The following is a 16400-nucleotide window of genomic DNA, read 5'->3' on the forward strand; positions in this document are numbered from 1 at the left end:
CAGCAGTTGTAAATGCTCTACTAGAAAATGAAGCTGATTTTAATGCTATTGATAAGAATGGTTGTACTCCTTTACATTATGCTGCTCGACATGGGCATACAGCAGTTGTAAATGCTCTACTAGAAAATGAAGCTGATTTTAATGCTATTGATAATAGTGGTTGTACTCCTTTATATTACGCTGCTAAAGCTTGGCATGAAGAGAAGGTTGTAAATGCTCTACTGAAAAATGGAGCTAATGTTAATGCTCCTAATAAACATGGTAGTACTCCTTTACGTATTGCAGTAGATTTAGAAACCAAAAAATTACTTATAAAGTATATTGCAAAACTAAAAATTTCTAATCCAGATATTGTAAATGATGAGGGATTTAAGAAAAATAAAGAAATTATAGAAGATAATGCAGAGTTAAATGAGTGTTATGAAAAATGCAAAACAGAGTTACAAAAACTTAAGCTAGAAAACGTAAAGCTATATGAATTTTCTCAAGAGACAAAAATTGATAACTTAGTAAATTTGTGGTGTAAGCATAAAAGTATACAAGAACAGGAAGAATTAAAGACAAAATATCCACACTACGCTGATATTTTCATTGATAAGATTAATGGAGTAAAAAAGCATATCTTTATTAAAAATAATGAGCCTATTGTTAACTATTTATTTGATGGTAAGAATGAAGAATTACAAAGCATGCTGTACGATAAACTAGTTAAATTTGTACAAAAAAAGAAATCTGAATTACAGTCTAAAATATCTCAAATGTTTAAAAATCATTGCGTTCCAGAAGTTGAAGTTAATTATGATGTTTCTAAATTAGCTCCTCAAATACTTTATCAGATGTCATTGATTACTTTAATGAAGCAAGTAGAGAAGGAGGAGCGAGAGAAATATTCTAAGAATGAGAAAAATGAAAAAAATAGGATATTATATTTGTTTATCCATTGCATCTTCTTTTCTAGTAACATTTGCAGTATGTGCTACTATTATAGGGCTTAGAGTATTGCCTTCAATTGGTGTAACGCTTGCCGTTGGGTTGCCAGTAGCTCTCGTTATAGTTGGTGTTGTATATTTTAAAGAAAAACTCCCTAATAATAAATTTGGAGGTGCTGATATAGATCAGGTGGGAAGCAGGAAATTTCAACAACCGTAGCATGATCATGATGGTTTTTAGGTTTTGCTAATGAGTCTGACATTAGAAAGCTATGCAGTAGTTTTACCTTACGTAATCACAAGGTTCTGATATCTACAATAATTCCGAGCTTTTTTCCAGCATCAATAGATTACTTTTTAGTAGTGTTGCACTGTTAATTATTCAAACAGTTAGTGTTTCACTTTTGCTAACTATTTTCCTTATTTTTTAACTAAAATATAATTAATTAATTAAACAATGCTTATTAATATCTTTAAGTTAGTTTACTTACCAAATTATTTTCTTTATAATTAAAAATTGTTTTTTCGTTGAGGAGATATTGTCAGCAATAATTACTATTATTGATTTTGGCTCACAATTTACACAGCTCATTGCTAAACAGATACGGATTATGGGGGTTTATTGTGAGATATTTTCTAGCAGTGTGAACTTTGATTTAATATCAGGGTCCTATGGGTTTATTCTTTCTGGTGGCCCTGAATCTGTAAATGATGAAAGTTATAATGAGATAGTAGATAAAATTTTTGATCTCAATAAAGCCACAAATGTGCCAATACTAGGTATATGTTATGGCAAACAACTAATTTGTCACTACTTTGGAACAAAAGTAAAAAAGAATTTCAAGCAAGAATTTGGTAAAGTTAAAATTAAAATATTGGAAAATTCTGCTATTATAAAAGATGTGTGGGATATAGGTTCTGAGGTAGACGTATTAATGAGCCACTCAGATAGTGTAGACATTGTGCCGCAAGGGTTCACAGCAATTGCATCGGGAGTTGCAAGCAAAACAATTGCAATAATTGCAAATGAAAAACGCAGAATATACGGCACTCAATTTCACCCTGAAGTGAAACACACAATTAATGGCAATAAATTGCTTGCTAATTTTTTAGCTATTACTAATTCTCCTCGAAGCTGGACAATGAAATCATTTATTAAGGAACAAAAAAAGTATATAAAAAATATTATAGGTGATAGGAAGGTCATTGCTGCAGTAAGTGGTGGTGTCGATTCTAGTGTTGCTGCAATGTTAACATATCAAGCAATAGGTACGCAACTCAGTTGCATTTTTATTGATACCGGTTTGCTCAGCAAAAGCCAAGAACAAAATATTAATAATATCTTTAAAGAGATTCCGATAAGTTGTATAGATAGATCACGCTTATTTCTTGGTAATTTAAAAGGGATAATAGATCCAGAAGAAAAACGTAAAATTACAGGTAATACCTTCATTAAAGTGTTTGAAGAAGAAGCAAAAAAAATAGGTGATATAGATTTTTTAATGCAGGGAACAATTTATTCAGACGTTATAGAGTCTGGTCATGCTTCAGATAAAAAAATAAATACTAAAATAAAATCTCATCACAATGTTGGTGGATTACCAGAAAAAATGCACTTGAGCTTACTGGAACCTCTACGTTGTTTGTTCAAAGATGAAGTAAGATCATTAGGACAAGAGCTTGGATTATCGGATGAAATCATAATGCAGCACCCATTTCCTGGTCCTGGTCTTGCGGTTAGAATTATAGGAGAAGTTACAGAAGAAAAAGTAAGGATTTTACAAGAAATTGATAAAATATATATCAATACAATGAAAAATTATGGCTTATATAATGAAGTATGGCAGGCTTTTGCTGCACTGTTACCAGTAAAAACTGTAGGAGTTATGGGAGATAGAAGGACATATAAATATGTCTGCAGCTTAAGGGCTGTTACCTCTTCTGATGGCATGACAGCTGAAGCATTTCCATTTGAGAATAAAAATAAGTATTCAGTGATATTTTTAAGCTTTTTACAAGATGTAGGTAATATCATAATCAATAATGTTCAAGAAGTAAGTAGAGTAGTTTATGATATTACTTCTAAGCCGCCTGCAACCATTGAATGGGAATAACCAACCAAGCAGCAAGAAGTCATTTTTGTTTTATAGAATATGAGATGAAACTGTGCTTCTCAAAACTTATTGCAAATCTTTGCCTTTCTCAACTTTATTCTTTGGATGATCAAAAACCTTTTAAATAAATCAACAAGTTATGTGACGCGTAGTTCAATTTCACTACTATCAATTTGGATCTTTCAACTGGAGCCTTGGGATTGCATCAGTTACCAAATTCATATTCCATGTCACTTTTTTAGAGCTCTTTCGCCTTGGCAGCTTAAAGTCAGGATAATATATCTTCAATCGACTTTATATAGGTCATACTTTCGCTCACTCCATAGCTTTACATAATTATATCAGACATTTCCTCAAATATTTCAACGCCATTAGTAAGTTAAAACTTGCTTTAAAAGAGTTTTTTATACCAGAAGCTTCAACTAGTATTACCTTTAAAGATAAGTTCTGAAAAATTTTATTATATGACGTGTTATTTTTAGAGTATACTAAGATTAGATTGATAATTACTATACAATATGCATTCAGAAAGTTTTTTACAGAAAAAATCAGTAGAGTTATCTGCAATTTCTTTATTCACTCAAGATCACGTTAAAAAAGCAATATTAGAGCTACTTGAAAAACGTTCGTATTATAAATTGAGTGATGAAGATTGGAAAAAAATAAATGAAGCAGCAAAAAGAGTGGTAGAAGAACTTGATGGGTCAGAAAAATTTATTTGCAAGGTAAAAAATGCAGTTGGAGCAATAGGTTTAGAGATTAGAGCGTGGTTAACACATTATCAGCAAATGTACTGTAATAACCTTGCAGTCTTGAATAGCTTGTCTTGGAATCTTAATGGAAAAATAAACCAAGAAAACACTATAAGAAGGTTATTGCAAATTAGTAAAATGGGTAATTTTAGCAAATATAAACTCACTTGTATTTATTGTATTGAAGAAGAAATTTTTAGCTCATGGGAAAAATTACATCCTAATACAAAAAACAATTTAAAGAAAATGAAAAAAGAAAATAGTTTAGTGGCTTTTTGGAGTTATTACATAAGCAATAGAGTAGAAGAATTGATAAAGGATGGCAGTAGTAAATATGAATATGGTTTGAAGATAGCAGTAAAACAAGGTAACCATGTGGCAACAAAGTATTTTTGGGAGAAGATTACACTTGAAGAACAAGAGAAAAACTTAAAAGAGTGTTTTATGGAAGCAGCAGCACAGCCGCTTAGACCAGGTAATAGGTCTAAAATTTCGGATGAAATCCCACGTTTTCCAGAGAGTAGTGGTATAAATAATTTATTGTTTTTTCTTAGACAATTAAGTGTAGAACAACAAAAGGAAATTTTTAAGGATAATCCTATAGTTGTAGATTATGTACTCAATTGTTTCATATATTTTCCTTATCGAAATCTGTTTTTACGAGTAGCAGAATATACACTCGATTTTTTCGATTTTTTAAAGAAAGACAAAACTTATTTTTTGCTTCTATGTATCGCGGAAAAAATTGCTTATGATCCTGAAACATATTCAAAACAGCTAAAATATGTTTGGGATAAAATACCTGATAAGGATTCTTCAATCAATAGTTTTTGGTTTATAAATATTATAGAAGGGTTACTTCATGCTAGAAGTTATGAAAATATTAAATTTATTTTAAATACAGTCTCTATATCAGTAAGAGAAAAAATTTTACCACATTATAAAATAGTGAATGATTGTTATTACAAATTAATCTTACAAGATGAATGGAATATACTTCGTGATCTCGTACAGTGTTGCCTAAAAACCAAAGAATCAGTTCTTAAATTTAAAAAAGAATTATTAAATGAACTTTCAAATAAACTTTCAAATGATAACTCTAAACTTTTAGAAAAGAAAAAAAAGGAAAATAAAAGATATGAGATTTGTAATTTTTTTGATGATATTATTGCTTCACATTACCATGGAGAGGAACCACGGAAAAAGAGGAAAGAATTAGTGTCAAGCGATGATGACTGGAGTATTGAGCCACAACGTCCTTGTAAAATAAGAGAACGCCGAGTTGAGATAGAAGATATTGAAGTAGTTGATCTCAAAAAAGGAAAAGAACTAAAGAGCATTGACAAAAAAAGGAAACATGTAAGTAAGGTCGTGCCACCAGAAAGTCAATTAGAGAATACAAAAATAAAAAGACTAAAACCCAATTTGGAGGTAGAGAATGTTAAGTAGTGAATTGTTCAAGTTGTTTCTTTCAAATGATAAACAAGATTGCTTTCAGAAAAAATTTAATCAAATTATTTCAGAAGTACCAAAAAAGATTGCTGGTGTAGAGGGTTTTTGGAGTTACTTTTTTCTTGGTGCTATTCTAACTTTACCTTATATAGTAAAAAAAAAAGTGCGATTGAAATTAAGTAATGATCAAAAAACTATAAAATTTATCTATATAGATGAAGAAAAATCTGTTGTAAGAATTAAAATTGTTAGTATTGATGAGAAAGTAGAGTTTTCCAAAGAAGAAGTGAATTTCTTAAAACGGAAAATTCAAGAGGAATATTCAATAGACTTAGAAGATGAAAACTTTATTAAGCAAACTGTATACTATATTAATAAAGGTCAAAGTGAATTGGTAATGAAAATAAATGATGCAAAAAAAGTTTCAATCGATTCTGTTTCTGGTACTAGTTTTATACATATTAAAAAAATTTTAGATGTTGGACAAGAAATACGAGAGTTTAATACTCTATTAGAAAAACTCGATCAACCATTTGTAAAACAAGCTGCAAAGATAAAATCTATAGAAGATTTATTTCTTCAATTAGGAAAAATTTATAATTATTACAAAAATAAGTTAAAATTAAAAGATAGCCAAGAAGCATTGTTTCAGGCTTTTATTTATGGTTTTTTCAAGATGCATGGCAGTGATAAGATAAAGTGTTTGACGGAATTTAGTGCAGGCTTAGGGTACGCTGATTTAGTACTTATGATTGATCAAACTGTGATAATAGTAGAGCTTAAGGTAGACAATAAAACTGCAGATCAAGCTAAACAACAGATAGAAAATAGAGGCTATATTCATTCAAATATTTTAAATCAGTATGAAAATATTTATTTAGTAGGTGTAAATTTTACTAAAGATACAAAAGAAGAACAGGTGAAAGTGGAAAGTTATGAAAAATCTCAATATGAAGGATTAGTCAATTTACTAATGTCTGAAGAAGATTTAGAAAATAAAGTATTAAACACAAAAATAAGTAAAGAATTAGAATATTTATGCAACACAAAAAATATAGGTATATCTAATCCTAATAATCCGTCCAATAAAAATGAATCTAATTCAAAAAATAAATGTATTGGATCTTTCACAGCATTATTGTTTGGTCAAGCTGTGCAATATCGCTTAGAGAATAACTTAAACATTGAAGTTACTGGACCTGTGTACCTTAAAGATAGAGATGCGATAAATACAATGTTTAAAATCGATAATCTTGAATTTGATATTACTGAATATAAGGATAAAGGTGGCAATATTTCACCTGCACACAGCTCTGATACAAATAGTCAAGCTAATATTTATAATATAGAAATTAAAATAAAGAAAAATGATGAGGAATATAAACATAAAATTGAGTTTATATCCAAAAAAGTAAACTCTCCGAAAAAAGCAAATTCTTCAACTAACAATAGTTCTCATGGTTTGAGAGATAGGAGTACACTTCAAACGCCTGCAAAATATAAGGATGAGAACTTTATATCTACACTTTCAAGATCTTCATCACATTTACAATGTAATGAGTATGAAACACAGATTTGTATAAAATTATTAGAAGACAATTGTGAGATGTCACCATCTACACCACGATCACCAAATCTGGAAGACTTGGAAGCTCTAGAACTGCCACAAAAGAATGTGAAAGAAATAATTCAAGATATAAAAAATCCAGGGAAATCAAATGGTGTAGAAAGTTTACAAGAGTTAGTAAAAAAAGTTAAATTATTTATCAATTCTGAAGCTAATCTGCAGCTATTTCTAAGGGGGTTATTTTTGCATTCAACAATAGAATTGGATGATGATGAGGAAGAAAAAGTTATAGTTGAGACAGAAGTTAGTGTTGGAAGAGCAGGAAATGCAGATCTATTATTAAAACTACCTGATGGAACAGGAATAATTATGGAACTTAAGTTTTGTGATACAGAAAAAGAAATCAAGGGCAAAATAAAAGAAGCTGAAAGACAATTAACAAATTATACTAATCAAGGAATTTTAAAAGATATTGTTGATATTAATAAGTTAAAGAAATTTTATATAGTATTTTGTAAAGAAAATTCTCAAGTTATAGTAAAAAATTTTGATAATGCTAAAGCACGGCCTTTATCCACAGCATCTAATGACTCTTATGATTCGGCTCTAGGTGACTCATTATCAGAATCGTCATCTAGCAGTGTTTCTTATTTTCTTAGTGAATCCACTACTACTTCAATGCATGGTAGAAAAAGATCTTATCATAGATCCCATATATAAAATACCTTTCAAACTACTCTATTAGTTATAAAATTAACTGTAAGTTCAATTTTATATAATTCGTTTACATATCAAGTCAGTTATTATTAGTATTTTTTCCAACTGTAACAAAAAATAGACATTCAGGATTTAGCAAAGAGTTGGCCAATTTATTTACTTCTTCTAGCTTTATGTTATTAATAATACTCTCAAAATTATTTATACGATCAATATCACGATTATTTACTTGTATATTATCCAAAAGAGCTGCTACATTTGTATTATTAAATAGAGAAAAGGTAAAATTATTTACCATACTAATTTTTGTATCTTTAAATAATTGTTCATCAATTCCTTCCTTTTTTATTTTGCTAAATATATTTCTTGTTGCAGAGATTGATTGATCTGCAGTAGAGCTATCAGTATTTAAACCTCCAGCTATAATATTTGCATGTGTATGATTGATCATATAGGCACTAACACCATAAGTAATTCCAAGATTCTGCCTTAATTCTTTCATTAGCAGTGAATTAAGACCAATACCGCCAAGTGCATTAATCAGAACATGAGCATTATAGTAATCTGGATCCTCATAAGCTATTCCCTTTTGAGCAAAAAATATTACACTCTGCGGTATATCCATAAAAATATGCTTATTTTCTGCTGGACCAAAATTATTTTTTACGAATATTTTTCTAAATTTCGATCTTTTTGATGGTAACTTAGATAAATATTTATCCAATAAATTTACTATTTCTTCCTTTTTTGCAGAGCCAACAATACTTATCACTATATTATCTTTAGCAAAATTACGTTTTATGTATGCCAAAACATCATCTCTAGTAATTTTTGTTATAGTATCTAAAGTACCATATTGATTTTTTGAGTAAGGGTGCTTTTTAAATAGTAATTCATCTAATGACTGTGCCCCAACCACGTAAGGATTTTTTTCAAGATAATTAAAATTAACCTTGGCAATCTCTAAAACTCTGCCTAAACCTTCTGCATTGACCTTAGGACGTATTATAGCATCGCTTAACAACAAAATCGCATCCTCTAGATTTTCAGATAGAGTATCTAGTGAAACTTTAAATGTTTCTAAATCAGTACCGAAATTAAGCTTTATTCCTTTATTTTCAAGTTTTTTTGCAAAATCCTTAGCATCATTTTTACCAGCTCCTTCTTGAATTACGAGAGAAGTAAACCACGTAAGTCCATATTTTTCAGTATTGTCATAAGCATAACCTGCATCTTTGAATGAGATATTTATCGAAACTTTCGGTAAATCATGATTTTCAACAAATAAAAACTTGAATCCCTTATGGGTAACAACTTCCTCTATATTTAATTTGCTACTCGCCTCTAAAACGAAACTGAAGTAAAAAAGAAGTAAAAATATAACTTTACTTATTCTCAGCATTACCATCCCCCCTTAGGCAATAAACGACCAATTAATTTATTAGCAGAAAAAACAGTGCGAATCTTATTATTTACATCCTCTAAATTAACATCATCTATCTTGCTATATGAAACATCTATATCCTTAATAGGGATTCCTAGAGCCAAATGCGAACCATAGAAATATGCTATGTTAAACAAATCGGATAAATTATCAAACTGTGCTGCTTTATATCTATATTTTGAGCTTTGCAACTCCTCACTCGTTACTCCATGAGACATAAATCTATTAACAGCATTTTCCAATTCCATTTCAATAGTATCTAAATTGACACCACTTTTTGGGATTATGTAAATATCAATGTAGCCATCACTGAAAACAAGACTGTTGTAGTAAGAAGAGGCCGATACTGCCAGATCTTTGTCTAGAACTAAGTCTTTGTATAGGTTGCTTGACTTGCCATTTCCTAAAATATCCACTGCTAAATTAGCAGCAAAGACTTCATCAATATGCTTAAATCTAGGCACTTTATAACGATAAATTAATACTGGCTCTTTGACTTCAGAGCTTCTAACAGTTAATACCATATCTGCATTATGCACTGGTTCTTCATTAGGATAATGTCTAATTACAGGCTTGGACTTAATATCTCCGTATTTTTCTTCCGCTAGCTTCACTACTTCATTAAATTCCACATCGCCTACAATAAGAAGCATTGCATTACCAGGGTGGTAAAAGTTATCGTGAAACCTTCTTATATCCTCTTGATTATAAGTTTTAATATCGCTTTCCCAGCCAATAACTGATCTGCCATAACCATTACGGTAAAATGCACTACTCATTTCTTCCCATAGCAAATTACGAGGATTATTATCAAATCTCATTTTCCTTTCTTCTAGCACTATCTTTTTTTCTCTGTCTACTTTATCTTGAGTAACATTGAAGCTACCCATTCTATCTGCTTCAACCTCCATTGCAAGTGGTAAATCTTTTTTGAGAACTAATTCATAGTAACAAGTATATTCTTTAGTAGTAAATGCATTAGATTGAGCGCCAACCTTAGCAAGAGTAGCTTTAATATCCTTAAAATTTCCAGTAGTTTCAAACATTAAATGCTCAAAATAGTGAGCTAATCCTGCTTTACCAATTGGATCATCCATCCCACCAACTTTATATATCACTGAATGTAGTACAGCTGGAATACGGTGATTTGGTACAACATACACTTCCAAGCCATTGCTTAATTTAGTATATCTAGGAATACCTTTATCTTTAGCGTCAGATTCACTTGAAAACGTAGGACTATAAACAGATAATACAGTCAAGAATATGAGATAAAAAAAAGCCTTGGACATTGCTTTACCTAACTAAAACCCTATTATAAAACTATTAAACATTACTTATCTTTTTTCATGTTAGCAAGAAATATGTCACTTATGTACCACTTATATAACAATAGCAACATGCCACAAACTATATACACATCTGCTAAATTAAATGAAGGCCAGTACCATCCTTGAATATGAAAATATATAAAATCATATACTGCTTTCCAGTAAACCCTATCAAATAGGTTTCCTATAGCTCCACCAATCATAAAACTAAAACCTATACGAGTTATTTTATCATTAGATTTATATAACAAGCATACAAGTATGCAGATTATTAACACTGAAGATATAGAAAAGAGTAGATAGCTATATGATAGGTTGCTAAATAAACCAAAACTGATACCTGGATTCCACACTTCAACTAATTTAATAAAGCTAGAAACTTCAATAAATTCATCACCTTTTAGTAATGAATTTATATAAAATTTACTTATTTGATCTGTTAAGGCAGTAATTATTATAGTAATGAAATATAAACTTTTCATAAACACTTCTTTATTTGATATATATCATGATTTATTTGTTCTTTTAATTCATAAACATTTTTAAATTTTCTTTCTGGCCTAATAAATTTAAGAAGTTGTATCTCAACTTTAAAACCATATAGTTTACTACAGAAATCAAATATATGCATCTCTACAATTGGTTTTTTTAAATCTCCAAATGTAGGACGCATTCCTATATTAACTGCTCCATGAAGCCAATTAGTACCATCACTTGTTACTATAGCATTGTATGCACCAAATTTAGGTTTTATCATACAATTTTCTATAACCACATTAATCGTTGGAAACCCTATTTTTTCTCCTCTATGAGCTCCTTCTTTTACTATACCAGATATTTGATATGGTCTCCCAAGTAATTTATTAGCAATTTCTATTTTACCTGTTTGTACATATTCTCTAATTAATGAAGAAGAACAGATTTCACCACAGATTATTAATGGTTCTAGTTTAGTCAAAGAATACCCATACATTTCTGAATTTTTTTCTAAAGTTAATATATTACCTAATCTTTTATGGCCAAAAGTACAATTATCACCGACAATTATGTGCATAACATTATACTTGCCTACCAAAATCTTACTGATAAAATCATTACAGCTTACTTTAGAAAAATCCTCATTGAAGTTAATAATATATAAATAATCAACACCATAGCTACTAATCAGCTCCTTTTTTTGCTCGTGATCTATCAATCTAAAGTTATTTCTATTAAATAGTGTAGTTGATGGGTGAGGCTCAAAAGTTAAAACTGCAGAAGGTAATCCTCTTTCTCGTGCTATCTTCTTTACAGTGGAAATTGCAAATGCGTGTCCTGAGTGAACTCCATCAAAATTTCCAAAGGTTAATACTACACTACTTTCTATTCCTTTCTCATAATCATAAATAATTTTCATATAACTTGATGTTTTGTATATCTCTTATATATAATAACTATAATTTAATAAATTGCGGAGGTAAATTGTGAAAAATGTTGTGATATATGTAAAAAAGGGCTGTCCATACTGCAAAATTGCGAAAGATTTACTAGATAAAAAAGGCGTCAAGTATGAAGAAATTGATGTACTTAAAAATTCAGATGCATTTAGTCACGTAAAATTAACGTATAAAGTTAAAACAGTACCACAAATTTTTATTACTGATGAAAATGGTAAATATATAAGCCATATTGCAGGAAGCGACAAGTTGATTGAGCTTGAAGAAGCAGGAAAATTGGATAGTATGTTAAGTAATGTCGATACTCACACTGACACAGAGATTAATCTACCACATGATATAGGATTTGTAGAATATTCTACATCAAATGATGATTTGATGTAATCCTCATCGCACAAGAAAAGAACATAATAGCCATGTTACTGATAAAGTGACTCCTATTACCATATGCAGGGGTTCAAAGTACATCAAATATCGGTATTGCATGATCACAGGTTAAGCGATATAGAAATGAAAGGTGAGAATAAATTGATTAGAGTTTGCTTTTTTTACTTAGCATAAAATTAATAATATTGACTAAAAAAAAATTCTAAATAACATTATACTATAGATTCTATGGAAGAATGTATGGTTAGTTATTCTGTAAAGTCACCAGCAAAAATCAATCTCTTTTTGCATATAACAGGTAAGAAAGGTGCTAATTATCACTCAATCGAAACCATTTTTGCTTTTTTAAATGTATTTAATCTTATAGAAATTAACGTCAATCGTACAAGATTCAAGTACGATAAACCTAAGGTTAAATTTATAGGATATGGGTCTAAAATCAACAATCTGCACAACACCATAATGCAATCTACTATGTTATTGCTTAAATATGCTCCAGAGCATACCACAGCTTTTATTAAGGTTATAAAGAATATACCAATTGCTGCAGGTCTTGGTGGTAGCTCTTCAGATGCTGGGGCTATCATACGTACTTTGGGTAAATTATGGAATGTAGAACGACCAATTTTGGATAAAATAGCATTGAGAGTTGGTGCAGATGTTCCTGCGAGCATAGATAGCAGAGTGGCTTTCGCTAAGGGTATAGGTGAAGAGCTGTACCCACTAGAAAATTTTTCTTTCCCGAAAGATATAGTACTAGTAAAACCAACAAAAAGATTAAGTACACAAAAAATATTTGCATCATATAACAAAGGCTTTACAACTCCTATTGACTGGCAAAGTAATCATGAAAAAAATCTTCTTGAATTTGTTAAAAGCATGAAGAATGATTTGCAAGATATAGCAGCTGGGTTCGCACCTGAAATTAATGATATAATACTTGAATTAGAAGAAGAGAAAGGTTGTATGTTTGCTCGCATGTCAGGCAGTGGTTCAGCATGTTTTGGAGTATTTTCTAGTAAAGATGATGCAAAAATAGCTGCACTCAATATGCAAAAAAAATATCCTGCTTTTTGGGTTCGCATTGCTGAAATTATATGATTGTTGATATAAGCTCTCCGGTTCCTGTAGGTAAAAAGATTATCAACGGTTATAAGGATGGGAGTTTTATTGTTGATACTAGAGAATACTGTAGTTCCATAGTAATATCTTCTGAAAATGTAATTGAATTCAATGAATTAAATATAAACTATCTAAAACACTATGAGTTATTTTTAACTAAAGACATAGAATATGTATTAGTGGGTACTGGTAAAATACGTATAAAACCTTGTGTGTCAGTTAAACATTATTTAATGCAGTATAAAAATATAAAATTTGAATTTATGTCAACTGATTCTGCATGTAGAACATACAATATTCTACTACTAGAAGATAGGTTAGTGATTGCTTATCTTGTAGTTATATAGATCAATTATGCTAGAAATATTAAAACAAAGCTTTTTTATTAATAGTTTAGTTTCATTAATAATCATAGGCTTAGTTTCTGGAACTTTAGGTTCATTTATGATATGGCAAAAAATGTCTTATCTTGGTGATAGTTTATCTCATTCTTCACTCCTTGGAGTTGCTTTAGCATTAATTTTTAAAATTAATTTATCAATTATTATAGTACTAATAGCAATATTGTTTGCTGTACTACTATCATTAAACTTTGATAAATTATACTCAGCAGATACAGTATTAAATATCGTTACTAATGTCATTTTGTCACTCAGTTTAATACTGATATCTTCTTTTACATCATCAAGTAATAGTATCATGAGTTCACTTTTTGGTGATATATTAACTCTTGATCAAAAGGACCTAATTACTATTTTTTTTATTTCATTATTGGTTACCTTTATTTTAATATTTAGATGGCGTTATTGGCTTATGATTTCAATAAATCAAGAATTGGCAGAAGTTGAAAAAATAAACACTAAATTGGTTAGACTAGAATTTTTAATTACTCTTGCTATTTTTATAGCAATTTCTGCTCAACTTATAGGGATATTACTTATCTCTGCATTTTTACTCATACCTTCAGCTTCTGCAAGGCTTCTTGCAAAGACTCCGACAGAAATGATCGTGCTTGCAACTTTTTTTTCTATAGTGTCTGGCATTTCTGGACTTTTAATATCAGCAATAACTGATTTTCTACCAGGACCAACAATTATTTTGACTTCTACTCTATATCTAGTCTTATCTTACCTTATTAGGTCATTACTAAGTGTTAGAATATAATAAAGCAAATTTGCAAAATATACTTCTTTACTTAATTTAACTCTTCACATGCTCTAATGATATTGTTGCAGCCAATATTTAACTGTTCTTGAGATGTGGCATAAGATATTCTTATATAACCTTCCATACCAAATGCAATGCCTGGCACTACTGCAGTAGAGTGATCAAGTAGTAAATATTCAGTAAACTCCAGATCATCAGTTATTAATTTGCCATTTTCTGTATATTTACCAAGTAAATTTTTACATGAAATGAATAAATAAAATGCACCTTGTGGCAAAAATATCGATAATCCAGAAGCAGATTTTAATTTGCTTATTACAAAATCTCTACGATTTTTAAAAATTTCTGTTCTTTCTTTTAAGAAACTGTGGTCACCATTTAATGCTTCAGTTGCTGCAACTTGTGCTATAGAATTGGGATTAGAAGTGCTTTGAGATTGTAGTGCAGAAATTGCAGATATGACATCGCTTTTTCCTGCAATATAACCTATTCTCCATCCTGTCATTGCATAAGCTTTTGATACTCCATTAACTATAAAAACTCTCTCATAAAGTTCTGGCTCAACTTGAGCAATTGTGAAAAATTTTTCATCATATATTATATGCTCATAAATATCATCTGTAACAATATTTACATGTGGATGATTAAGCAACACTTTAGATATACTTTTTAATTCATCATATGTGTATACTGCTCCAGTTGGATTATTGGGAGAGTTAATAATAAGCCACTTTGTTTTTTTGGTTATTTTACTTTCTAGAAGTTCTGGTGTAAGCTTAAAGTTTTGTTTACACTGAATTACAATTGGTATGCCGCCAAAGAGATTGACCATATCAATATATGAGACCCAATATGGAGCTGGGATTATTACCTCATCCCCTGTATTAATGGTTGCCATAAATAAGTTGAATAACACCTGCTTAGCACCAGTACCAACACAAATTTGATTGTTACTATACTTCAAACAGTTGTCTCTTTGCAATTTACTTACTATTGCTGTTTTGAGCTCGATAGTTCCATCAACAGCCGTATATTTTGTTTTTCCTTCATTGATTGCTTGAATAGCAGCCTCTTTTACATGCACTGGAGTATCAAAATCTGGCTCTCCTGCTGCAAGTACACAAATATTTTTCCCTTCATTCTTTAACTTATTTGCTTTACTTGTAATAGCGAGAGTGGGAGAAGGCTTTATAAATGAAACTCTTTCTGCAATATAAGACATATTTTTAAAACTAAATCAAACTCAAATAATAAACTTACTTAACCAAAAGACTACTATAATTTAGTATAAATATTTGATCTAATACATCAAGATGTAAAAATCAACCAATATATCCTATCCGTATAAGCCAAGATTAAAATGTTTAGTGTAAACAATACAGAATATTTTTTCCACTGATCACAAATAAATTCGTACAGCATTAAACCTGTTAATGGTTTTTTATAGGTAAGAAGGATTAGATATGTTTTCCTTACAATTGAAAAACTTCCTAAACCAAAAAATGTAATAATTCTTGAATAATGGAAAAATTGCAGAGCTTATTAAAGTTCTGTTAGCTTAGTTATAGAGCTTTCCACAACTAATTTTGCAGTAAGTCATGCATTAAGGCTTAATAAATAACTTGAATTTTTTTATATACTATGTTATTATATTTTAATAAATATGTTATTATATTTTAATAAATTAGTGAGGTACATATGGTATTTGATTTTAATCAACATTTAAACGGCAAAACGTTAGGTCTATCTTTTAAGAAGTTTGATGAAGATGATTTTATACAACTTATTTCTAGTGGTTCAGAAGAAGTAAAGAATTTAGAATCTATTAAATTAAGTTCATGCAAACAGATTACTAATGAGAGTATAAAAAAGGTAGCAGGAGTTTGCACAAACCTTCAATCTCTTAATTTGACTGGCACTAAAATTACTGACTCAGGGCTAGACCATTTAAAAGATCTAACAAACCTTCAATCTCTTAATTT

The 16400-nt window shown here is 29.9% G+C and carries 15 protein-coding genes; 10 read left to right on the plus strand and 5 right to left on the minus strand.

The genetic code is table 11. The features are described from left to right. The 5 genes from V6U76_RS01105 to V6U76_RS01125 form a co-directional block, all read left to right on the plus strand. A partial coding sequence (locus tag V6U76_RS01105) for an ankyrin repeat domain-containing protein (RefSeq protein WP_333023180.1) occupies positions 1-995 on the plus strand: 995 nt, incomplete at its 5' end. A gap of 4 nt (positions 996-999) precedes the next feature. Further along, entirely contained in the window at positions 1000-1149 is a 150-nt protein-coding gene (locus V6U76_RS01110) for a hypothetical protein (protein ID WP_333023181.1), read from the plus strand. A 328-nt stretch (positions 1150-1477) separates the two neighbouring features. Continuing rightward, the gene (guaA, locus tag V6U76_RS01115; protein ID WP_408647403.1) at positions 1478-3043 is read left to right on the plus strand and encodes a glutamine-hydrolyzing GMP synthase; all 1566 of its coding nucleotides are present in this window, start codon (positions 1478-1480) and stop codon (positions 3041-3043) included. Between the two features lie 518 nt (positions 3044-3561). Continuing rightward, entirely contained in the window at positions 3562-5244 is a 1683-nt protein-coding gene (locus V6U76_RS01120) for a hypothetical protein (protein ID WP_333023183.1), read from the plus strand. Continuing rightward, positions 5234-7534 carry a PD-(D/E)XK nuclease domain-containing protein gene (locus V6U76_RS01125; protein ID WP_333023184.1) on the plus strand — a complete coding sequence of 767 codons (2301 nt, stop codon included), beginning with the start codon at positions 5234-5236 and terminating at the stop codon, positions 7532-7534. Before V6U76_RS01120 ends, V6U76_RS01125 begins: the two co-directional genes overlap by 11 nt. Before the next feature lie 76 nt (positions 7535-7610). Here V6U76_RS01125 and V6U76_RS01130 read toward each other — a convergent pair whose 3' ends face one another. The 4 genes from V6U76_RS01130 to ribF are packed head-to-tail and all read right to left on the minus strand — an operon-like array spanning position 7611 to position 11702. Then, positions 7611-8930: a M16 family metallopeptidase gene (locus V6U76_RS01130; RefSeq protein ID WP_333023194.1), complete on the minus strand. Its 1320-nt coding sequence runs from the start codon at positions 8928-8930 to the stop codon at positions 7611-7613. A gap of 2 nt (positions 8931-8932) precedes the next feature. Continuing rightward, on the minus strand, positions 8933-10267 hold the full coding sequence (locus V6U76_RS01135; RefSeq protein WP_333023185.1) for a M16 family metallopeptidase: 1335 nt from the start codon (positions 10265-10267) through the stop codon (positions 8933-8935). A gap of 41 nt (positions 10268-10308) precedes the next feature. Next, complete coding sequence (lspA, locus tag V6U76_RS01140; protein WP_333023186.1) at positions 10309-10788, minus strand: signal peptidase II; 480 nt, start codon at positions 10786-10788, stop codon at positions 10309-10311. Continuing rightward, positions 10785-11702, minus strand: coding sequence for a riboflavin biosynthesis protein RibF (gene ribF, locus V6U76_RS01145; RefSeq protein WP_333023187.1), 918 nt, complete (start codon positions 11700-11702; stop codon positions 10785-10787). Before ribF ends, lspA begins: the two co-directional genes overlap by 4 nt. A gap of 67 nt (positions 11703-11769) precedes the next feature. Here ribF and V6U76_RS01150 point away from each other — a divergent pair, with 67 nt between their 5' ends. From V6U76_RS01150 to V6U76_RS01165, 4 genes are all read left to right on the plus strand, one after another. After that, entirely contained in the window at positions 11770-12126 is a 357-nt protein-coding gene (locus V6U76_RS01150; RefSeq protein WP_333023188.1) for a glutaredoxin domain-containing protein, read from the plus strand. Between the two features lie 243 nt (positions 12127-12369). Continuing rightward, entirely contained in the window at positions 12370-13230 is an 861-nt protein-coding gene (locus V6U76_RS01155; RefSeq protein ID WP_333023189.1) for a 4-(cytidine 5'-diphospho)-2-C-methyl-D-erythritol kinase, read from the plus strand. After that, positions 13227-13598, plus strand: coding sequence for an Mth938-like domain-containing protein (locus tag V6U76_RS01160; protein WP_333023190.1), 372 nt, complete (start codon positions 13227-13229; stop codon positions 13596-13598). The genes V6U76_RS01155 and V6U76_RS01160 overlap by 4 nt, the downstream gene beginning before the upstream one ends. A gap of 7 nt (positions 13599-13605) precedes the next feature. Beyond that, on the plus strand, positions 13606-14415 hold the full coding sequence (locus V6U76_RS01165) for a metal ABC transporter permease (protein WP_333023191.1): 810 nt from the start codon (positions 13606-13608) through the stop codon (positions 14413-14415). Positions 14416-14446: 31 nt separating this feature from the next. Here V6U76_RS01165 and V6U76_RS01170 read toward each other — a convergent pair whose 3' ends face one another. Continuing rightward, positions 14447-15640 carry a pyridoxal phosphate-dependent aminotransferase gene (locus V6U76_RS01170; RefSeq protein ID WP_333023192.1) on the minus strand — a complete coding sequence of 398 codons (1194 nt, stop codon included), beginning with the start codon at positions 15638-15640 and terminating at the stop codon, positions 14447-14449. A 476-nt stretch (positions 15641-16116) separates the two neighbouring features. On the opposite strand from V6U76_RS01170, the gene V6U76_RS01175 reads away from it, so the two are divergent. Further along, positions 16117-16400 (plus strand): leucine-rich repeat domain-containing protein (locus tag V6U76_RS01175; RefSeq protein WP_333023193.1); only part of this gene is annotated, 284 nt, incomplete at its 3' end.

It is taken from the genome of Wolbachia endosymbiont of Pentidionis agamae (genome assembly GCF_036711655.1).
Taxonomy (GTDB): domain Bacteria; phylum Pseudomonadota; class Alphaproteobacteria; order Rickettsiales; family Anaplasmataceae; genus JAZHPY01.